This is a genomic window from Chimaeribacter coloradensis (assembly GCF_002858715.1).
Lineage (GTDB): Bacteria > Pseudomonadota > Gammaproteobacteria > Enterobacterales > Enterobacteriaceae > Chimaeribacter > Chimaeribacter coloradensis.
The window spans coordinates 1-19,500 of the sequence record NZ_PJZH01000024.1 but is presented as its reverse complement, the minus strand read 5'-3'; the positions used below and the strand labels follow the sequence as shown (position 1 = coordinate 19,500).

Genomic DNA, 19,500 nt, shown 5'->3' with positions numbered 1-19,500 from the left:
AGGAATACCGCTCAGGCCGCTTTTTGTCGTTTCGCTTTCGTTTGCCTTACCTTTACCCGCGCCCCTTGCGCGCCAGCAGCGTGGCGAAGCGCAGTTTTATCCGTTCCCCCCGCTCATCAGTTTTATGCAGCGCGCCGGGGTTCTCATTGTATTTCAGGATCTCCCAGCCTGCGTAGGCATCACGCAGCTCCCCGGCCCGGAAGGTGAACGGGAATGGCATTACGCAGGGGTAGTCTTCGCTGTCCATCGCCGCCACGATCAGGTTAACCCCGCCCGGCGCGGTGGCCTGCTGCATCTGCTGTAACAGCGGCGCAATGCTTGCCGGTTGCAGGAACATCATCACCACCGTCGACAAGATAAAATCGTACTGCCCCTGAATGCTGACGTCGTTCAGGTCATGCTGCGCCAGCGTGATACCTGCCAGGTTCTCAGCCGTTACGATCTTTTGCAGGTTTGCCAGGCTGTCGGCGTGCCTGTCCCACCCTTCAACGGTAAACCCCCGCTGTTGCAGGTAGAGCACGTTGCGGCCGTTGCCGCAGCCCAGATCCAGCGCCCGCCCCGGTGGAACGCGCCCGGCCGCGTTAATCACCTCGGAGTGGGGCAGCGTCAGCTGATATTTTTTATGGAAGTAAGCCGCCGGTTCACAGTAGAACGCCAATTGGCAGGCAATATCCGGGCTGAATGACACAATGCGGTGCCACTGCTGCGGCGCGATGCGCGGCGGCGGGTGGTCCCGGTCAACGGTGAACTGCGCCGTCACCTCGCCCTGCCCGGTGAGCAGGGCAAACTCCAGCGTGCCCTTCAGGATGGTCAGCTGCGCCCAGGTGCCCGGCTGTGTATTGTGCTGCTGCTGAAACGCGGCAGGCAGCGTGTCATGGTGCCAGACCGGCAGGGTTTTATAGCAAATCAACGCGTTGTCGTTCATGAATGCCTCATGGAATCTGGTAACGGGTCAGGCAACAGAGAGGCAGCATAACGCTATCTGCCTGTTATTTCGCTTCAACACCGGGGGGGTGAAGCCTGCCGCCTGTGACAGGATGATATTACTGCCATCACTGTTAACTATTCCTATTATCACGCCCCTGGATACCAAAAACCTTGACCTCACCCTGCCCAAAGCCTTTACGGCACCGATGGCTGAATAGGCTGGTCGCGGCCGCATGTGCGCAAATAGCCCGATCGCTTTTTTATTTCTGATTACGCATAAAAAAAACACCCCGCGGCCAAAGGCTCACGGGGTGTTTTTTATTTCCGGCAGCAAAACGTGCGCATGAATAAAAGGAAATAAACAGGCTTTGCTGTGGGTCAATAATGATAAACAGGAAATAACAGAAAATGTGGACCGTCATCGAGGGTTCGAACCCCGGACTGCCAACCTGTGAAATAGGGTTGCCGCTCTTCCAACTGAGCTAATGACGTATTTTCTTCACCCCGGCACCGTGTGGTAAATAACAGGCCGGGGTGAATAAGGCAAGGCGGGGAAACGTGGCTGCTCCGGGAAACCCATCATCGCGATTGCACGTTAATTGTGCCCTGCTTTTTTGGCTTACAGCGCGACGACGTTCACGGCTGAAGGGCCTTTCGCACCCTGTTCGATGCTGAATTCAACACGCTGGTTCTCTTCCAGGGTTTTGAAATCATTGCTCTGGATGGCAGAGAAGTGCACGAACACATCTTTGCTGCCGTCAGCCGGAGAAATAAAACCAAAACCTTTACCCGCGTCGAACCATTTTACTGAACCCGTCATTTTAGTAGACATAGACATTTCCTTTCTGTTTTTTTAGGCCGCCATAGAGGCGAAGAAGGTCTGTTTTTTTAGTGAGAATTTATGGGGCGCTAAAAGAAGAAATTTCGCTGAAGAAGGGGTATCTGAAGATATCGCTAAGACGGAGAATCACTTGTTTAAAACTGCTTTCAAAAATCTTTACCACAAACCGAGAACGCTATTTACACATAATTAACAGGCATTAGCAAGCGCTATTTATTTTCCCCTTAAATAGCGCGATAAAATGCCAGGGCATGCCGCGCTGTTCATTATTTTGCCCAGGCTAACACCTGCCCTGTCCAGCGCTTTCCGGCGGACGGCGCACCGGGAAGGCGCAAAGTGAAATGTTACATTACCAGGCAAAAATGTGTTCTCCGTGGCTGAAAAAGAAATATTGTTGTGAATTGTTATATGTATGTTGTAACTATTAGGCGGATAAGCAAAAGGTTTGAGCCAAAATTGATAAACCACGGGAAAGGTCAACGCCCCGGCTGGCCGGGGCGCTGACAGGCAGGATCAGGCCGGGATACGCAGCTTCTGGCCCGGGTAAATCTTGTCCGGGCTGGAGAGCATCGGCCGGTTGGCCTCGAAAATCTTGTTGTACTGGTTCGCGTCACCGTACATTTTCTGGGAGATCTTGCTCAGCGTGTCGCCGGAGACCACGTTGTAGAACTGCGACGCCGGCTCGCTGGCGGCGCTGGTCACCTGGTCATCCACTTCGCTGATGCCGTGCACGTTACCCGCCGCCACCAGGATCTTCTCTTTCTGCTCCTGGGTCAGGCCGTCACCGGTTACCACGGCTTTATTGCCGTCGACCTTTACATCCACTTTGTCGCTGCCCGGCAGATTCAGTTTATTGATGTGTTTCTTAAGGGCTTCGCTGGCCTGCGACTCGTTGCCTTTGACCGCATCCCACAGTTTTTCACCCGCATCTTTCACAAAATCAAACAGTCCCATGCCTTGCTCCTTGTTATGACTCGAGTATTAACCGTAGCAAAGATTTTATGTTTTCTCCGGTTGGCGCGGCAAACCCGCGCCGTTTTCCGGAAGATTCTGACCTCTGCCCTGCCCTTACCCGGCATGGTAGAGCGGGAAGGCACCGCACAGCAGGCCGCCGGCCATCAGTGCCAGGCTGACCAGGATGCCCCACTTAATGGCGAAACGCTGATGGTCGCCGATGTCGACTTTTGCCAGCCCCACCAGCAGGTAGACTGACGGTACCAGCGGGCTGAGCAGGTGGAACGGCTGGCCGATGATTGAGGCGCGGGCGATCTCCTCCGGCGTAATGCCGTAGTTGGCCGCCGTCTGCGCAATCACCGGCAGGATGCCGAAGTAAAATGCATCATTGGACATAAAGAAGGTGAACGGCAGGCTGACGATGGCAGTAAACACTGCCAGATAGGGGCCGAAGCTGTGGGGAATGATCGCCAGCAGGCTTTTCGCCATCGCGTCCACCATGCCGGTGCCGGAGAGGATACCGGTAAAGACCCCGGCGGCGAAAATCAGCGAGGTCACCGCCAGCACGTTACCGGCATGGGCGCTGATGCGCGCTTTCTGCTGCTCCAGGGACGGGTAGTTAAGCATCACCGCAATCGCGAACGCCAGCATAAACAGGATCTGGATCGGCAGCAGCCCGACGACCAGCAGCACCAGCAGCACCGTAGTGAGGATAAAGTTAGGCCAGAACATGCGCGGGCGGCGGTTGGCCTCATTCTCTTCGGCATCCCCAAAGCCGAGGTCGATCGTCCCGAAATGCGCGTTGTCGAAGCGCATCACCCCCAGCCGTTTGCGCTCGCGCAGGCCGAACAGCATCGCCAGCCCCACCAGCGTGACGCAGCCGAGGAAAATCGCCGGCAGCATCGGGATGAAAATATCCAGCGCATCGATGTTCAGCGCCGCTGCCGCGCGGGCGGTCGGCCCGCCCCAGGGGGAGAGGTTCATGATGCCGCTGGCGAGGTTAATCAGGCAGGTCATCGCCAGCACATTCATGCCGAGCTTGCGGTAGAGCGGCAGGAATGCCGCCACGGCAATCATATAAGTCGTGGAGCTGTCACCGTCGAGGGAGACCAGCAGAGTCAGCACGGCGGTGCCCACCAGCACTTTCAGCGGGTCACCGTGCACGATCCGCAAAATAGCGCGCACCAGCGGGTCAAACAGCCCGGCATCGATCATCAACCCAAAATAGAGGATGGAGAAGGTCAGCATCACGCCGGTAGGGGCCAGTGCCTTGACGCCGTTTAACATCATCTCGCCCAGTCCGTGGTAAAAACCGCCTGCCAACGCGAACAGGGTCGGCACAATGATCAGCGCAATCAGCGCTGACATCCGTTTCGTCATGATGAGATACATAAAGCAGGTCACCATTGAAAAACCAAGTATCGTCAGCAAAGTCAGTCCCTCTTATCAGTGGTGAAAGCGCGCTGCGAAACGGGGCACAGCTGCTCTGTTATGAAAATGTATGTAAATAATCTTGAGATTATTGTCACCGCAGGCATGTATCGGAAGGTTAACCCCTTGTTTTAAATTGACATATCTTTTAAGCATCGTATGCAATAACTGGAGACTTAATATTTTTTTAACAAAAAAAGGTGAGCCGGATCATACACAGCGGCAGCGCAGACGAGGGAATGTGACGGGGATCAAAAGTCAGTAACAGCGGAGCGTACCCAGGCCGGCGGGGTGCCGGCCTGCTGCAAACCAGGGGGATAAAAGACGGGGGGCCGCCCCCGGTTTGTTAAATCTGTACCTGGCCGCCATCCACGAACAGCTCGACGCCGTTGATGTAGCTTGCCGCGTCCGAGGCCAGGAACAGTACCGCATTCGCGATCTCTTCGGGCTGGCCGACCCGCCCGGCCGGGATGCTCTCCGCCAGCCAGGCTTTGGTGCCTGCGGCCTGCTCGCCGCCGCCGAACAGCGTGTCCAGCCCGCTGGTTTCGGTGACGCCGGGGCTGATGGCATTCACCCGGATGCGGCGCGGTTTGAGATCCAGTATCCAGGTGCGGGCGAAGCTGCGCACCGCCGCCTTGGTCGCGGAGTAGACGCTCAGCGCCGGGGTGCCGGAAATGCTGGTGGTGGACGAGGTCAACACCACCGCGCCGCCGTCACGCAGCAGCGGCAACGCTTTCTGCACCGTGAACAGCACCCCCTTGACGTTGGTATCAAAGGTCTGCTGGTAGTGCGCCTCTGTGATCGCGCCCAGCTCCGCAAATTCACCGCCACCGGCGTTGGCGACCACCACATCGATATGGTTGTGCTTCTGCTGCACCGCGTCATACAGGCGGTCAAGGTCAGCGAGCCGGCTGACATCCCCCTGTACGCCGGTCACATCACCGCCGATCGCTTTCACGGCGGCAGCCAGCGTCTCTTCACGGCGGCCGGTGATAAACACCGCCGCCCCCTGATCGGCGAAGGCTTTCGCCGTTGCCAGGCCAATACCACTGGTTGCGCCGGTCACTACCACGACTTTCTGGGAAAATGTTGCGTTCATTGTGTTTCTCCGTGATTTCAGGGGTTATCGGGTTGTTGAGAAACAGCCTATCACCGGAACGATAGTGCAAAAAGTCAGCAAAAATGGTACCTATCGTTCTATAAAGTGAACGATGGAGAGCCCAATGCGTATTGACCTGAATGACTACCGCTACTTTGCTGAAGTGGTCACCCACGGCGGGTTTGCCGCTGCCGGGCGCGCGCTGCATGAACCGAAATCCAAACTCAGCCGCCGCATTGCCGGGCTGGAGGCGCGCCTCGGGGTGCGGCTGATTGAGCGCACCAGCCGCCGTTTCCGGGTGACGGAGGTAGGGCAGGCGTTCTACCTGCGCTGCCGGGCGATGCTGCTGGAGGCGGAACAGGCGGAAGCGGCCGTGGCGGAGGCGCAGGACGCACCGCACGGCCTGGTGCGGTTCAGCTGCCCGACCGGCATGGTGGAGGTGGTGTCGGACATCATCACCGGCTTTCTCAGCCGTTACCCTAAGGTCAGGCTGCAACTGATTGCGCTCGATCGCGCGGTGGATTTGATTGAAGAGCGGATTGATGTGGCGCTGCGGGTACGCACGGCACTGACCAGCGATGCGGAGCTGATTATGCGGTCGATCGGCCAGTCGCGGCGCATTCTGGTGGCCGGGCCGCAGTGGGCGGCGCAACAGCAAGAGGCGATCAGCGCGCTCTCCGCCCTGCCGACGCTCGGCACCCAGGACGAGCCGGGCGAGATCCTCTGGGAGCTGGAATCAACGGGTGGCGAAACCTATGCCCTGCACCACGCGCCGCGCATGACCTGCAGCGATTTCTCTGCCGTGCGCAAGGCGGCGATCCAGGGTCTGGGCATCGCTTTCCTGCCCGACCACAGCTGCCGCGAGGCACTGGCGCAGGGGTCACTGATCCACCTCTGGCCCGACTGGCACAGCCGGACGGGGCGGGTGCACCTGGTATTCACCACCCGGCGCGGCCTGCCCCCGGCCGTGAGGGCATTGATCGACTGCCTCGCCACGGCATTTCCGGCCGAGGCGCTGAGTGGGAAATAGCGCCAAGCCCTGCCCCGGCGATCGACTCAACCAACCAGGGCTTGCAACCTGCCGGAAAGTTGCGCAAGGTAAGTCACCGCTTCTTAACAAGGATGACCCTATGTCGCGCCCCCTTACCGTGGGTTTTTTGCTGTTCCCCAACCTGACCCAGCTTGACCTGACCGGGCCGTATGAGGTGTTTGTGCGTGCGCCCTATACCGATGTTCACCTGATCTGGAAAACCCTCGATCCGGTGAAGGCTGACCGCGGCCTTGGCCTGCTGCCCACCGCCACCTTTGCCGACTGCCCGGATCTGGATGTGATCTGCGTGCCTGGCGGGCCGGGGCAGATTGCCCTGATGGAAGATGAGGAGACGCTGGCGTTCCTGCGCCAGCAGGCGCAAAAGGTGCGGCTGGTGACCTCGGTCTGCACCGGCTCGCTGGTGCTCGGGGCGGCCGGGCTGCTGCAGGGTTATCGCGCCACCAGCCACTGGGCGTCGCTGGACCAGCTCGCCCTGCTGGGGGCCACGCCGGTTGCCGAGCGTGTGGTGCATGACCGCAACCGCATCACCGGTGCCGGGGTGACGTCCGGCATCGATTTTGCGCTGCATGTGGTCTCGGAGATCTACGGGGAAGAGGCGGCGCAGCTGATCCAGCTGCATATGGAGTATGACCCGGCACCGCCCTTCTTTGCCGGTTCGCCGCAGAGCGCCTCCCCGGCCTTGCTGCAGGCTGCCCTCGCTCAGAGCGCTGCCTTTGTGGCGAAGCGCCGCGCCGTGACTGAACGCGCGGCCGCTGCCCTGCACCGCTCAGACAAGCAGCCGTAAAGCGCGGTTTTACCCTCTACATGAAATGGCGCAGCAACCCGGTGGCGGCCACGCTGATCACCACCACCGGCAGCAGCGAAAACCGCATCGCGGCCAGCAGGGTGATCGCCAGTGCCAGGATCTCGGCAGGCTGGCGGGTGACGAAATGCGGGGCAATGACCGTGATCAGCACGCAGCCCGGCGCGGCTTCCATTACGGCACGGGTGCGCGGGCCGAGCTGGCGGTCACGCAGCAGCAGGTAGCCGCCGACCCGCGTCAGGTAGGTGGTGGCGGCCATCAGCAGGATGGTCAGGATCGTGGTGGTGCTCATGCTTTTTTCCCCAGCAGCAGAATGGCGGCGATACCGCAGAGCGCCCCCACCGGCACGTAATAGGCGGTGCCGGGAAAGAGGTGCCAGGCCGCCCCGGCACTCACCAGGCTCACCAGCCACGGCAGCGCTGCCCGGGTGCCGCGCCACATGCCTTTGAGCAGCACCAGAAATACCGCCGGGAAGGCCATATCAAACCCGAAACGGGTAATGTCACCCAGCATCGGGCCGACCAGCACCCCGGCTCCGGTGGAGAATACCCAGAGCAGCCAGAGCGCACCCGCCACCCCGGCATAGAAGCCCATGCTCAGCGCCGGGGCCAGCCCGCGGGCGCGGCGCTCCAGGGCGTCCGCCATGCCCATCGCCCAGCACTCGTCGCACATGAAAAACAGCGCCGGCAGCGCTTTCCTGGCCGGGAGATGGTGCAGGTAGGGGGCGAGCGACGCCCCCATCAGCAGGTGGCGGCTGTTCACCAGCAGGCTCACCAGCACGATGGTCAGCAGCGGCGGCGGGGAAGTCCAGAGCGCGATGGCCGCAAACTCCGATCCCCCGGCGAAGTTCAGCCCGGTCAGCAGTGACAGCCCGCCCGCCGTGAACCCTTTCTGGGCGGCCTGCGCCCCCAGCAGCAGCCCGAACGGCAAAATGCCGATCATCACCGGCAGCGCCGCCAGCACCCCGCGGAACACTTCACCCGACAAGGTCGTCTCCGTGGACACCTTGCTTACTGAATCTGACATCGCTCCCTCCTGACATGATCCCTGAACCGGCGCAGGCGACAGCCTGGCCTACCGGCGACGCAGTATAGCGTAGGGGCAACATTTTTTTAACACTCAGGAGGAGGTAGACGCCGGGGAATACCGGAACAAAAAAGCAGGGGAAACGGCAAAAGGCAGGGGGAAACGCGCGGAGAAAACAGCGGCGAAAGGTCTCCCTTTCGCCGCCAGAGATTATTTCCCGGTGCCGAAGCCTTGCTTGATAATGGCCGGCAGGACTTTCGGGAAATAGATATTTTTATAATAACCGCCGACGCTTTCACTCCAGCTGTCGCCGTCGGTGCGGCCGATGGTTTCCCAATGCTGCTGAATCTCGCGGTTATAGTCGGCGATCATCTCCGGCAGGCCGTCCTTGTTATAGGTCTCGGTATGGCGGAAGGTGGCCAGCGGCAGGCGCGGTTTCTGGTGCGCCGGCTGGTCCACGTAGCCGATCGCCAGGCCCACCACCGGGAAGGTCAGGGACGGCAGTTCCAGCAGGTCGATCATCTCGTCCGGGCTGCGGCGGATGCCACCAATCGGTACCACACCCAAACCGGCGGAGCGCGCCGCGGCCATGGCGGAGGCCAGCGCGATGCCGATGTCGGTGCAGCCGGAGACCAGGCTCTCGATGCTCTCGTGGGCGATCTGGGTTTCGCCGTTCAGCGCAATCGCCTGCTCGCTTTTATGCATATCCAGCACAAAAGTCAGGAACACCGGGGCCTGCGCGATCCACGGCTGCCCACCGGCAATCGCGGCAATCTGGCTGCGGCGCGCGCTGTCGCGCGTCACAATCACTGACACCTGCTGCGAGTTGACCGAGGTCGGCGCACGGTAAGCCGACGCGATAATCGCCTCCAGCGTGTCATCTGAAATAGCGGTATCGAGAAAACTTCTTTCACTGCGATGGCTGGTCAGGGTATCAATAACGGAATTCATGTTGCTCTCCAGGTAGTCTTGCCTGTCACCCTACTATTATTCCTAACGCGATAATTGTTTCGTTGTGCGGTGAAAAAACGGGTAAAAAGGCTGCATAAAACCGGTGTGCCGCGCCGCCAAAGCGGTTAGGGTTACCCTTCCCCCTATCACATGGAGCACGGCGGATGGAGCCTTTACTTACCCCCCGTTTTACCCTGACCCGGCTGGCTGAACATGACTGGCCCTTTTTCCTTCAGTTGCGCCAGGATGCCGGCATCATGCGTTATATGTCGGAGATTGCCCCTGCCGAAGCGATCCGGGCGCAATTTGAACATCGTCTGCAACCCTGGGTGCCGGGCGCGGCACATCCGTTGGACTTTATTATCCGGGCGCATGGCGATGACACGCCGCTGGGCCATATCGGGTTACGTCACGGTGAGCAGGGGCCGGATGTCGCGGAGGTTGGGTATACGGTCGCGGTGGCGGCGCAGGGGCGCGGCGTTGCCGGAGAGGCGCTGCGGGCGCTCTGTGAGTTTGCGTTCCGGCATACGCCGATCCAATTGTTGAAAGCGGTGATTGTGGCAGAAAATAGCGCCTCCGGCCGGGTACTGGAGAAAAACGGCTTCCGGCGAACGGCGGTGATTAAGGAGAGTTATCCCCTTCATGGCCGGGTTTATGATGACTGGGTGTACCAGCTGGCGCGCGAGGGATAATTCCCGGCCACAGGGCGTGGCCGGGGAGAGGGTTACCGGGAGGCTGCGCTCTGGGCGGGCATCTGTGGCGGTAACTTCAGTACCTCACGTTTGCCTGCCACCTCGCTTGCCTTGACCGGGGAGGCGGCGTTGCCCCAGGCGTTGCGGATGTAGGTGGTCACCGCCGCCACCTGCTCGTCGGTGAACTTCCAGGCGAAGCTCGGCATCGCCCCGCTGGTGGGGTTGCCGTGGGTCACCGCCCCGCGCCCGCCCTGCAACACCGTCGAGATCAGCGAGGAGGCGTCCGGCCCGATGATGGCCGGGTTATCCGCCAGGCTGGCCGCCAGATGCGGGATGCCGGTGCCGTCGCTGCTGTGGCAGGCGGTACAGTTCACCTCATACAGGTTGGCCCCCATCTTCATCTGCGGGTCGCCGGCCGGCAGCGCCTGCGGTTTGCGGCGGTCGGAGCCGGGCTGCGACTTCAGGTAGGTGGCGATCGCATAGAGGTCGGCGTCGGTGAGGTACTGGGTGGAGTTGGTCACCGCTTCCGCCATCGGGCCGGAGGCCACCGCCACATGGTTGCTGCCCAGCTTCAGGTACTGCACCACCTGGTCGCGGCTCCAGTTCCCGATGCCGGTCACCTTGTTGCTGGTGATCTCCGGTGCATACCACTCGCTGAGGTTACTGCCCTGCAAATAGGCACTGGTGTCGCCGCCGATCAGGTTTTTCGCCGTGTGGCAGGCGGCGCAGTGCTCCAGCCCCTCCACCAGGTAGGCCCCCCGGTTCCATTCGGCGCTTTTGGTCAGGTCAGGTTTGAACGGGGCGTTTTTGAAGAACAGCAGGTTCCAGCCCATCATCGCCAGGCGGATGTTGTACGGGAACGGCAGGTTGGTCTCCGGCACCGCGTTGTGTACCGGCTTCACCGAGCGCATGTACATCCAGAGGTCGTGCATGTCCTGATCGCTGACTTTCACGTAGGCGTTATAGGGCATTGCCGGGTAGAGGTTCTCCCCCTCTTTGCCTTTGCCGTGGCGCACGGCGCGGAAGAAGTCGCGCTCCGTCCACGCGCCGATGCCGGTTTCCGCATCCGGGGTGATGTTGCTGGCGAAAATGCCGCCGAACGGCGTACTGATGGCGTAGCCGCCGGAGTAAGCCTGTTTGCTCTCCGGCGCGGTATGGCAGGCGACGCAGTCCCCCGCCAGCGCCACATAGTGGCCGCGCGCCACGGCGGCTGCATCGGCGTCGGTCAGCGGCGCATCGGTGCGCGTATGGTCACCGGCCACCTCATCGGCGGCGGTGGAGCCGTTCATCCAGAGCATCACGCCCGCCGCCACGGCGGCCGCTACCACGATGCCGCCGGCTAATCTGAATTTTTTCATGTTACACCTTCACCAGCGGGCCAGGGTTTTTGAGGTACTGTTCAATAATGGCTTTCGCCGTCCAGAGGCTCAGCGCGCCGATGGTCCCGGTCGGGTTGTACCCGGCGTTATTCGGGAAGGAGGAGGCCCCCAGCACAAACAGGTTGTGCATGTCCCAGCTCTGCTGGTAGCGGTTAAGCACGCTGGTCTCCGGGTCGGTGCCCATTACCGCGCCGCCGATGGTGTGGTCACTGGCGAAGTTATAGGGCGAATAGTGCCCTGAGGCGGAGTTGGTGCCGATCACGGTTTTCGCGCCCATGGCCTTGCCCAGCTCCACACTCTTCTCTTCGATGAATTTTGCCGAGCGGCGATCGTTCTCGTTGTAGTCGAAGGTGACGCGCAGCAGCGCGTTGCCGTTGTCGTCCACATATTCCGGGTCGAGGTCGAGGTAGTAATCTTCGTGGGAGAAGCTGGTGCCCTGCCCGAAGATAAAGGTCGCGTTCTGGAAGGCGTGGGTGTAGGCCTCTTTCCAGCCTTTGCCCCAGCGCGGTGAGCCGGGCGGGAGGGCATCGGCATTGCCGATAGGCCGCGCACCGCGCGCCACCACCAGAATGCCTGCGCCGCCGATAAAGCCCATGCCGGTGTGGTCGAAGTTGTCGCCGTTGAAGTCATCCACCTGCTGGGAGAGCGCCCCCGCGCCGATGAACTGGTTAAGGTTCTCATCCTCAAAGAACAGGCTGGCCCCGGAGACGGTCTGGAAGCTGTAGGCGCGCCCCACCACCCCTTTTTTGGTGACCGGATCGTACGGGCGGCCGATTTTCGACAGCAGCAGCAAACGCACGTTCTGCATCTGGAACGCCGAGAGGATCACAATGCCGGCCGGCTGCTCCCACTCCTGCTTATTGCGGTCGATGTAGGTGACGCCGGTGGCGGTTTTGCCGTCTTCAGCTTTGTTGACGCGCACCACGGCGGAGTCGGTCAGCACGGTGAAATTGCCGCGCTGCATCAGCGCCGGGATCACGCAGGCGTTCGGGCTGGACTTGGAGAAGTTACCGCAGCCGTAGTAGAGGCAGTAGCCGCAATAGGTGCATGGCCCCATGCGCACGCCAAGCGGGTTGACGTAGGCGCGGGAGGCCTGCCCGGCCGGTACCATAAACGGGTGCTGGCCCAGGGACTTGGCGGCATCGCGGAAGAGGTCGGTAAGGCGCATCCCCTCCAGCGGCGGCAGCGGGTATTCGCTGCTGCGGTTGCCCTCAAAGGGGTTGCCGTCCTCGATGGTTTTGCCGTTCAGCTTCCCGGCCTTGCCGGAGACCCCGGCGATTTTCTCGAAGCGATCGTAGAACGGCTCCAGCTCGTCATAGGTCACCCCCCAGTCCTGGAGGATCAGGCCGTCGGCGATCTGTTTTTTGCCGTAGCGCGCCACGGTCTGGCTGTAGGGCTCGAAGTCAAACGGCGTAAAGCGCCACGCCATCCCGGCCCAGTGGGTGCCGGAACCGCCGACGTTGTAACCCAGCTCATTCAGGTTCCAGTCACGGGTCGGCAGCGCTTTCTGCTGGAGGGTGTTGCGGAACGTGGTGGTCTCCACGGCGGGCGGCAGCAACATGCTGCGGCGGGTGTCCCAGCGCAGCTCGTCGGTGTCGATAGAGGGCGGGAAATCGGTGGCGGTCTCAAACCAGGGGCCGCGCTCAATGGCCACCACATTCAACCCGGCGCGGGTCAGCTCCTCAGCAATCAGGGAGCCGCACCACCCCAGGCCGACAATCACAACATCAGCTTTTGGACGAACATTTTTCATTATTTCAGATACCGTACGACGTAAAAAAGAGCCCACTCACAGGGTGTTATCAATCAGGCTGGTCGGGATGATGTTCAGCTTCTGCCCTTTTTTGCCCAGCAGATCGCGGAAGTCATAGCGCGCGCCGGGGAACCCGATCATCTTCCAGCTGGTCATCCCCTTGTTGCCGCCGTAAATCGGGTCGGCCAGGAACCCCTCCCGGACGTTTTGCAGCAGCAGTTCAAAGAAGACTTTGGTTTCCACCTCCGCGCCCAGGTCGAGCTTGTCCGCTTCCATTGCGTGCAGCAGCTGATCCTGCTGGTCGCCGGTTAACCCGACGAACGGCTTGCCGAACCGCGCCTGGGTGGCGGCGTCCAGCGCGGCCAGCCCCTGGCGGTAGCGCTGGGCAGGTGTCAGCGGGGACTGGTTGCCCTGCTCCGGCGTGCCTTTGACAAAGCGGCCCAGGCGGTAGATCGCCACGGCGTTGCCGTAATCCCCGGCCAGCTGGCGGTCGATAAACACCGCGCAGCCCGCCTCTTTGCCGCTCAGGCTCATCTCATCCGCCGGGATAAAGCGCTCGGCAATCGCGCCGACGGTGTCGAACTCGTGGGCGGTCAAAAACTGCAACCCACCGGTGCGGGGCGGTGGGGGCGGGGTATTGATCTTCCCGGTCTCCCAGGGCTGCCCGCCGCTGATCTCTTCGGCCCGGGCGCCGGGCAACGACGTGGCCAGCCCGACGGCGGCCAGTGAGGTGAGAAACTCTCTGCGTTTCATACTTTTCCCTGCTACTAAAAAAATTGCTCAACATGTTCACAGCGCCTGTTACCGGCGCGCACGGTTTCACGGGCAGCCTTCAGCCGCCGTGGGTGAATCGGTTTACTTTGTCGCCATAAAAAACGCGGCCGGGAAGGTGGGCGGCGAGAGTGCCTGCGCCCGGCCACGTGAAATCGGCACGGCTCCCTCTGCTTCATCAGGTGGGAAGCAGAAGGGGGCCGCGGATATAAGGTGTTGGTTTTACATCTGAATCATTTTTTTAATAAAACTATAACATTGCCGGTATCATAAAATTTTCCGCCGATCCTGGGTACGTTTGCGTTGATGGTTTTCCATCAACGGTGAAGTACCCCTGCCGCGCCTCTCCTTTCTATAGTGTCGGTAGACCCTGCGTGACCCGACCTTAATCCAATCATGATTCTCACAAGGAGTGACGATGTTAACGACCTCTCTGCCCCGCCCCCGCCCGGTTGCCCCCGGCCCGCTGCCCACCCTGCGCTGGGGGATCATCGGCCCCGGCTGGATCGCCGAACGCTTCACCGAGGCGCTGTGCCGCCACACCCAACAGAACGTGGTGGCGGTGGCCGGCCGCACCAAAGAGAAAGCCGCCCGCTTCGCCGAAAAATGGGCGATCCCGAAGGTGTGTGATGACATCGCCGCGCTGCTGGCGCTGAAAGAGGTGGACGCGGTCTACATCGCCACGCCGCATAACCACCACTTCCCCGATGGCCTGCACGCCCTGCGGGCGGGCAAGCATGTGCTGATTGAAAAGCCGCTGGCGCTGAACGCGCAGGAGGGCCGGGCCTTGCAGGCCGAGGCGCAGGTGCAGAAGCGGTTCTGCATGGAGGCGATGTGGTGCGACTTCACCCCCAAATATGATGTGCTGACCCAACTGCTGGAGCAGGGCGAACTGGGCGAGCTGCATACGCTGATTGCCGACCACGGGGAGTTTTTCACGCCCGATCACCGGATTTTCAACCCCGATCTGGCGGGCGGGCCGATGCTCGACCTCGGCAGCTATCTGGTGGCATTCAGCGTCAAGGTCGGCAACGGCGCGCCTGACACAATCTGCGCCCGCGGGCAGGCAGCGCCAGGCGGCGTCAATGGGCAGGCGTCGATGCTGTTTACCCATGCCAAGGGGCTGCATTCGGTGCTGAACACCACGCTGTTCAGCAGCACGCCGGGCACGGCAGTGATTGCGGGGCGCAAGGCGCGGCTGGTGCTGGACGGGCATTTCTACGCCCCCGGCAACTTCACCCTGACGGCCAACCAGGGCGGGAACACGCTGCACTGGCAGGACGAGGGCCACCACTACGCCCAGCTCCGCTACGAGGCGGAACATGTCGCCTGGTGCGTGGGGCAAGGGCTGACGGAGTCGCCGATCCGGCCGCTGGCCACCACTCTCACTACCCTGACGGTGATGGATGAAGTGCGCCGCCAGCTCGGCATTGTGTTTAATGAAGAGCGTGAGCCGCGAATCGTTTAGCAACAATTCGCTTCTTGCAGGTAACATTTTCACCCGCATAATATTCGATAATATTTTACATACCGGCCCGTCACAGGGCCGGTTTTTTATGGTTATGGAAAACGCATGAAAAAGCTCACCCTCGAAATGCTCGCCAAAATGGCGGACGTCGGTGTGGCAACCGTTGACCGGGTGCTTAATGAACGGGGCGGCGTTTCTCCAGCAACAGCCAGAAAAGTGTTACAGGCGGCCCGGCAGAGCGGGCTGAAACGGGTGCTGCCGGAAGCCTATAACCACCCGTGGCAGATTGAGGTGATCCTCAGCGCCAACGGCTCCTTTTTCTTCAGGCAACTCGCCGCCGACTTCAGCCACATTGCCGACGGGCTGGGCTACCGCCGCCTGACCCTGCACCGCACTTTTATCCCTGAGTCCCAGCCGGAGACGCTGGCGCGGCACCTTGAGGCGTGCAGCCGTACCCGCGACGGCATTATGGTGTTCGCGCAGGATTACCCGGCGATCCATGAGGCGCTGGCACTCTGCAAGGCGCGCGGCGTGCCGGTGATCACCCTGGTGACCGATCTGCCGGACGCGCCGCGGCTCTGCCACGTCGGCATTAACCAGCTTCAGGCGGGGCGCACTGCCGGGTTGATGATGGGGAAAATGCTGGCGACACCGGGTGAGGTGATCATGGTCAGCGGGCGGTTTGACTACCGGGCGCACCGGCAACGCATTGAGGGGTTCCGCCAGGTGATGCAGCAGCGGTTCCCGCATCTGCGCCTGCGTGAGGCACTGGCCGGGCAGGATGACCGGGCGCTGATCAGCGGGCTGCTGGAGCGGCACCTGGCCGGGGCGGAGAATGTGGTGGGGCTGTATAACACCGGAATGGGTAATACCGAAGTGAGCCGGGCGCTGGCGCGGCACCAGCTGGCGGGTGCCTGCCTCTACATCACCCACGAACTCTACTCCCTGACCCGCACGCTGCTGACGCAGGATGTGCTCTCCCTGACCATTGACCAGAACGCCCGCCAGCACGCCCAGCTCGCCACGGATATTCTGCTGCGTTACCTGGAGAGCGGCGATGCCCCGGACACCTACGTCACGGGCAACGTTGATTTCCGGCTGGTGACGCCCGAAAACCAGCACTGAGCCGTTAAATAAACAGGGGCAGAGACGCCGTTGCCCGCGACCTGCCCCACCGACAGAAGCGCTGTCTCCGCTGCCTGACCATTGCAGGCGGGTGCGGCCTACGCCTCTTCTGCCACGATCACGAACGCCCCGGTATCCTGCTTCACTTCTGCCCCTGCGTCAGCGCAGGCGGAGGCGAGCCGGAAAAACTCATCACTGCCAATATTCCAATCGAGCCTGATATAACGGTGTTGCCCGGAATGCAGCATCTCAAGTGCCTCACTGACACCCTCGGCCGATGCGCTGTTCCGTAATGTTTCTGATGCTGTCATTTCTTTTTCCTGAGCAATTTTCTCAGCCCCCGCAGTTCTTTGGCCGTCAGCGGCGGCTCAGAGGAGGCGCTATTGTCCGCGGCACTGTCGGCTTCAATGCTCTCTTCCAGATCATCCTGGTATTCGGTGCGGTCCACATCGGCGGCACCTGGCGCAGTGCCGGCGAGCACTTCGTCCAGCAGGGCGGCGGTCAGCTGGCTCAGGCTGAGGCTCTTCTCTTCTGCCTCGGCTTTCAGCTTCTCTTTTAATTCGGTGGGGATTTTAACGGTCAGACTGGTTATTTCATTCATGCACAACTCCGTAACATTAAATTAAATGACAGAAACAATGATGAAAACAAACCGGCAACGTGCCGCTAACAGTGTACCCGATTCCCGCAAACGTTAACGTCGATAAGAAGAAAATCAGAGTGATCCGCTGTACGGGCGAAGAAAATGAACGCGCCGGGGACACAAGGTGTGCAGCCAGTTGCTCGTCTGTTACTCTTCGCTGCTTAACATCAGGCCAAATTTATTGTGCAAGGGGGGTTCATGCTTCAAGGGCTTAATCATCTTACTCTGGCGGTATCTGATATGGCAGCCAGCCTGGATTTCTACCATGGCTTATTGCAGATGGACCTTCAGGCACATTGGGAAAGCGGAGCCTACTTGAGTTGCGGCCCGCTCTGGTTATGCCTGTCATTAGATGCAGCCCGCCGCTTTACGTCTTCAGAAGACAGCGATTACACACATTACGCCTTCACGATTGATTCACAGGATTTCTCCTCTTTCACCCACCGTTTATGTCTGGCCGGGGTAACCATTTGGAAACAGAACCGCAGTGAAGGTGAATCATTCTATTTTCTCGACCCAGACGGCCATAAATTAGAAATTCATGTCGGCACCCTCGCCCAGCGGCTTTCAGCCTGCCGCAAGGTGCCTTACCAGGGCATGGTGTTTAAGAAGAATTGAACTGGCTGTCCGGTTACCTTTCCAGCCCTGCGATCAATATCATCTTTATTTTCAACGGGTTACTCTTTATAGAATGTGGTGTACAGCCAGGTAGTGAAGCAGCATGATGGTTTTGGCATCCATGATTTCGCCGGTAGTGATGGCCGCCAGGGCGCGCTCAAACGGCCACTCCAGCACCTCAATATCCTCGCCCTCTTCCACGATGCCCCCGCCCTCCCCGCGGCGATGGTGTGCGGTATATTCCCCGATGAAAAAGTAGAGTTTCTCCGTCACGGAGCCGGGGCTCATATAGGCCTCAAACACCTTCTGCACCTGGGCGATCTTAAAGCCGGTCTCCTCCTCCGCTTCCGCCATGACCCGCGCTTCCGGTGAGGCGTTATCCAGCAGCCCGGCCGCCGCTTCGATTAAAAAGCCGGAGTGGCCGTTGATATAGAGCGGAAAACGGAACTGCCGGGTTAATACCACGGTGCGCCGGGCTTTATTGAACAGCAGGATCACCGCGCCGTTTCCCCGGTCATACGCCTCCCTGCTCTGCGCCTGCCAGGTGCCGTCACGGCGTAAAAATTCGAAGGTATATTTCTTCAGGGTGTACCAGTTGTCTGATAACAGGGTTTCCCTGATATGCCGCACGCGTTGCCGATCTTTTTCCACGGTTAAGGCCTCATTAAGGGTGACAAAAAACACGCTATCATGCACAATCGTGCAATATCAAGAAAATTCGTGAAGAGAGAGATCATGCTGGCGAGCCAACGGAAACAACAGATTTTGCAGATTCTGGCCGAGGAGAAACAGGTGCTCTCCTCAGAACTGAGCCAGCGCTTCGGGCTTTCTGAAGACTCTATCCGCCGGGATCTCCGGGAGCTGGCGGCCGAGGGGTTATTACAACGGGTACATGGCGGCGCGCTGCCGGTTTCTGCCGCCCTCGCCCCATTCGATATACGCAAAAACGTGCAGATTCGTTCAAAACAGGCGATTGCCCAAAAGGCGGTCAGCCTTATTCAACCGGGCCAGGTCGTGCTGATGGATGGCGGGACGACCACGGAGGAGATGATCACGTTCCTGCCGCCGGATCTGCCGATTACGGTGGTGACCCATAGCCCCAGCATTGCCGTGGGGCTGGTTGCGCACCCCTCTGTTGAGGTGATCCTTATCGGCGGGAAACTCTTTAAACACTCGGTGGTGACCATGGGGGCCTCGGTGATCGAGGCCATCAGTCGGGTAAATGCGGATCTGTTCTTTATGGGCGTCACCGGCGTGCATAAAACTGCCGGGTTCACCACCGGGAATTATGAAGAAGCGGGCATAAAAAGGGCGTTGTCCGCCCGGGCGGCGGAAACGGTAGTGATGGCCTCGCAGGAGAAAATCAACGCCGCCTCCCCCTTCGCCATCGGCGATCTGTCGCTGGCCGGCACGTTAATTGTGGATACTGATCTGGCCCCGGAGATGGTCGCGGCGTTAACCCGGCAGCAGGTGGCGGTCATCCGCGCGTAATTGGTGGTGTTAGGCGACGAGCGGCCTATTGGGGCGATTATTATCTCTACTATGCCAGCCGCCGTAAGCCTTCGTCTATGACGTAGAAAATGCGAAGGCTTATAAATGACATGTAGTTTTTCTACCGCCCCTTTTAAAATATCACCCCGCTAAATACCCCACCTTCAACCCATAATATCTTTGTATTTCATATGCTTATTTTTCTATGCTATGTTGCTCAGCGTTGTTTTTTTCTCCACCTTCTACAACGCGTTGACGCCGGATGATGTTGCCCCGGCGTGCACAGGGAGCCTTATGAAAAAATCCACCCCGCCGATATCTTTTGACCACCGCCACCATTTACTCCGCGTGCGCGGCTGCACCGCTGAGCTGGACATCCTGGGCCTGAGCAGCGAGGAGGCGCTGAGCCTGCCCTTCTGTTACCGCCTGACCTTTACCAGCCCCGATAAGGCCCTTGACCCCGCTGCGTTCCTGATGC

Annotated in this window: 21 protein-coding genes, 1 tRNA gene and 1 pseudogene; 8 read left to right on the top strand and 15 right to left on the bottom strand. The window is 60.2% G+C overall.

Annotated features, from left to right (window positions below):
* Positions 1-52: 52 nt before the first annotated feature.
* The 6 genes from tehB to CYR32_RS17090 form a co-directional block, all read right to left on the bottom strand.
* A complete protein-coding gene (tehB, locus tag CYR32_RS17120) occupies positions 53-925 on the bottom strand; it encodes an SAM-dependent methyltransferase TehB (RefSeq protein ID WP_101826366.1) in 873 nt (290 codons plus the stop codon).
* A 413-nt stretch (positions 926-1,338) separates the two neighbouring features.
* Positions 1,339-1,419, bottom strand: a tRNA-Glu gene (locus tag CYR32_RS17110).
* Positions 1,420-1,546: 127 nt separating this feature from the next.
* Complete coding sequence (cspE, locus tag CYR32_RS17105; protein ID WP_101826364.1) at positions 1,547-1,759, bottom strand: transcription antiterminator/RNA stability regulator CspE; 213 nt, start codon at positions 1,757-1,759, stop codon at positions 1,547-1,549.
* A 522-nt stretch (positions 1,760-2,281) separates the two neighbouring features.
* Positions 2,282-2,722 carry a peptidoglycan-binding protein LysM gene (gene lysM, locus CYR32_RS17100; protein WP_101826363.1) on the bottom strand — a complete coding sequence of 147 codons (441 nt, stop codon included), beginning with the start codon at positions 2,720-2,722 and terminating at the stop codon, positions 2,282-2,284.
* A 114-nt stretch (positions 2,723-2,836) separates the two neighbouring features.
* On the bottom strand, positions 2,837-4,153 hold the full coding sequence (locus CYR32_RS17095; protein ID WP_101826362.1) for a CitMHS family transporter: 1,317 nt from the start codon (positions 4,151-4,153) through the stop codon (positions 2,837-2,839).
* A gap of 346 nt (positions 4,154-4,499) precedes the next feature.
* A complete protein-coding gene (locus tag CYR32_RS17090; protein WP_101826361.1) occupies positions 4,500-5,252 on the bottom strand; it encodes an SDR family NAD(P)-dependent oxidoreductase in 753 nt (250 codons plus the stop codon).
* A gap of 124 nt (positions 5,253-5,376) precedes the next feature.
* Between CYR32_RS17090 and CYR32_RS17085 the strand changes: the two genes are divergently transcribed.
* Positions 5,377-6,282 (top strand): LysR family transcriptional regulator, encoded by a 906-nt coding sequence (locus tag CYR32_RS17085; RefSeq protein ID WP_101826360.1) that lies wholly within the window; start codon positions 5,377-5,379, stop codon positions 6,280-6,282.
* Between the two features lie 100 nt (positions 6,283-6,382).
* The gene (locus CYR32_RS17080) at positions 6,383-7,087 is read left to right on the top strand and encodes a DJ-1/PfpI family protein (protein WP_101826359.1); all 705 of its coding nucleotides are present in this window, start codon (positions 6,383-6,385) and stop codon (positions 7,085-7,087) included.
* Between the two features lie 16 nt (positions 7,088-7,103).
* Here the strand turns inward: CYR32_RS17080 and CYR32_RS17075 are convergent, their stop codons facing one another.
* The 3 genes from CYR32_RS17075 to CYR32_RS17065 all read right to left on the bottom strand — a co-directional run bounded on the left by CYR32_RS17075 (position 7,104) and on the right by CYR32_RS17065 (position 9,082).
* Positions 7,104-7,397, bottom strand: a complete 294-nt coding sequence (locus CYR32_RS17075) for an AzlD family protein (protein ID WP_101826358.1) — start codon at positions 7,395-7,397, stop codon at positions 7,104-7,106.
* The gene (locus CYR32_RS17070) at positions 7,394-8,131 is read right to left on the bottom strand and encodes an AzlC family ABC transporter permease (RefSeq protein WP_101826357.1); all 738 of its coding nucleotides are present in this window, start codon (positions 8,129-8,131) and stop codon (positions 7,394-7,396) included. The genes CYR32_RS17075 and CYR32_RS17070 overlap by 4 nt, the downstream gene beginning before the upstream one ends.
* Before the next feature lie 210 nt (positions 8,132-8,341).
* Positions 8,342-9,082, bottom strand: coding sequence for an NADPH-dependent oxidoreductase (locus CYR32_RS17065; protein ID WP_101826356.1), 741 nt, complete (start codon positions 9,080-9,082; stop codon positions 8,342-8,344).
* A 164-nt stretch (positions 9,083-9,246) separates the two neighbouring features.
* Here CYR32_RS17065 and CYR32_RS17060 point away from each other — a divergent pair, with 164 nt between their 5' ends.
* Complete coding sequence (locus tag CYR32_RS17060; RefSeq protein WP_101826355.1) at positions 9,247-9,774, top strand: GNAT family N-acetyltransferase; 528 nt, start codon at positions 9,247-9,249, stop codon at positions 9,772-9,774.
* A gap of 32 nt (positions 9,775-9,806) precedes the next feature.
* Here CYR32_RS17060 and CYR32_RS17055 read toward each other — a convergent pair whose 3' ends face one another.
* Genes CYR32_RS17055 through CYR32_RS17045 form a run of 3 tightly spaced genes read right to left on the bottom strand, consistent with a single transcriptional unit; the run spans position 9,807 to position 13,659 of the window.
* The gene (locus CYR32_RS17055; protein ID WP_101826354.1) at positions 9,807-11,132 is read right to left on the bottom strand and encodes a c-type cytochrome; all 1,326 of its coding nucleotides are present in this window, start codon (positions 11,130-11,132) and stop codon (positions 9,807-9,809) included.
* Between the two features lies 1 nt (position 11,133).
* Complete coding sequence (locus CYR32_RS17050; protein WP_101826353.1) at positions 11,134-12,906, bottom strand: GMC family oxidoreductase; 1,773 nt, start codon at positions 12,904-12,906, stop codon at positions 11,134-11,136.
* 36 nt (positions 12,907-12,942) lie between these two features.
* Positions 12,943-13,659, bottom strand: a complete 717-nt coding sequence (locus CYR32_RS17045; RefSeq protein WP_101826352.1) for a gluconate 2-dehydrogenase subunit 3 family protein — start codon at positions 13,657-13,659, stop codon at positions 12,943-12,945.
* Between the two features lie 436 nt (positions 13,660-14,095).
* On the opposite strand from CYR32_RS17045, the gene CYR32_RS17040 reads away from it, so the two are divergent.
* Entirely contained in the window at positions 14,096-15,145 is a 1,050-nt protein-coding gene (locus CYR32_RS17040) for a Gfo/Idh/MocA family protein (RefSeq protein WP_101826351.1), read from the top strand.
* Positions 15,146-15,250: 105 nt separating this feature from the next.
* Entirely contained in the window at positions 15,251-16,270 is a 1,020-nt protein-coding gene (locus CYR32_RS17035; RefSeq protein WP_101826350.1) for a LacI family DNA-binding transcriptional regulator, read from the top strand.
* Positions 16,271-16,368: 98 nt separating this feature from the next.
* Here the strand turns inward: CYR32_RS17035 and CYR32_RS17030 are convergent, their stop codons facing one another.
* The gene (locus CYR32_RS17030) at positions 16,369-16,581 is read right to left on the bottom strand and encodes a hypothetical protein (RefSeq protein ID WP_101826349.1); all 213 of its coding nucleotides are present in this window, start codon (positions 16,579-16,581) and stop codon (positions 16,369-16,371) included.
* Positions 16,578-16,871 carry a hypothetical protein gene (locus CYR32_RS17025; protein WP_101826348.1) on the bottom strand — a complete coding sequence of 98 codons (294 nt, stop codon included), beginning with the start codon at positions 16,869-16,871 and terminating at the stop codon, positions 16,578-16,580. Before CYR32_RS17025 ends, CYR32_RS17030 begins: the two co-directional genes overlap by 4 nt.
* Before the next feature lie 240 nt (positions 16,872-17,111).
* Between CYR32_RS17025 and fos the strand changes: the two genes are divergently transcribed.
* Positions 17,112-17,531: a fosfomycin resistance glutathione transferase gene (gene fos / locus CYR32_RS17020; protein WP_101826347.1), complete on the top strand. Its 420-nt coding sequence runs from the start codon at positions 17,112-17,114 to the stop codon at positions 17,529-17,531.
* A 66-nt stretch (positions 17,532-17,597) separates the two neighbouring features.
* Here the strand turns inward: fos and CYR32_RS17015 are convergent, their stop codons facing one another.
* Positions 17,598-18,182, bottom strand: coding sequence for an NUDIX hydrolase (locus CYR32_RS17015; RefSeq protein WP_101826398.1), 585 nt, complete (start codon positions 18,180-18,182; stop codon positions 17,598-17,600).
* An 84-nt stretch (positions 18,183-18,266) separates the two neighbouring features.
* On the opposite strand from CYR32_RS17015, the gene CYR32_RS17010 reads away from it, so the two are divergent.
* Entirely contained in the window at positions 18,267-19,022 is a 756-nt protein-coding gene (locus CYR32_RS17010) for a DeoR/GlpR family DNA-binding transcription regulator (protein WP_101826346.1), read from the top strand.
* A gap of 294 nt (positions 19,023-19,316) precedes the next feature.
* Positions 19,317-19,500 (top strand): annotated as a pseudogene (locus CYR32_RS17005) (type VI secretion system tip protein VgrG); the annotation flags it as partial.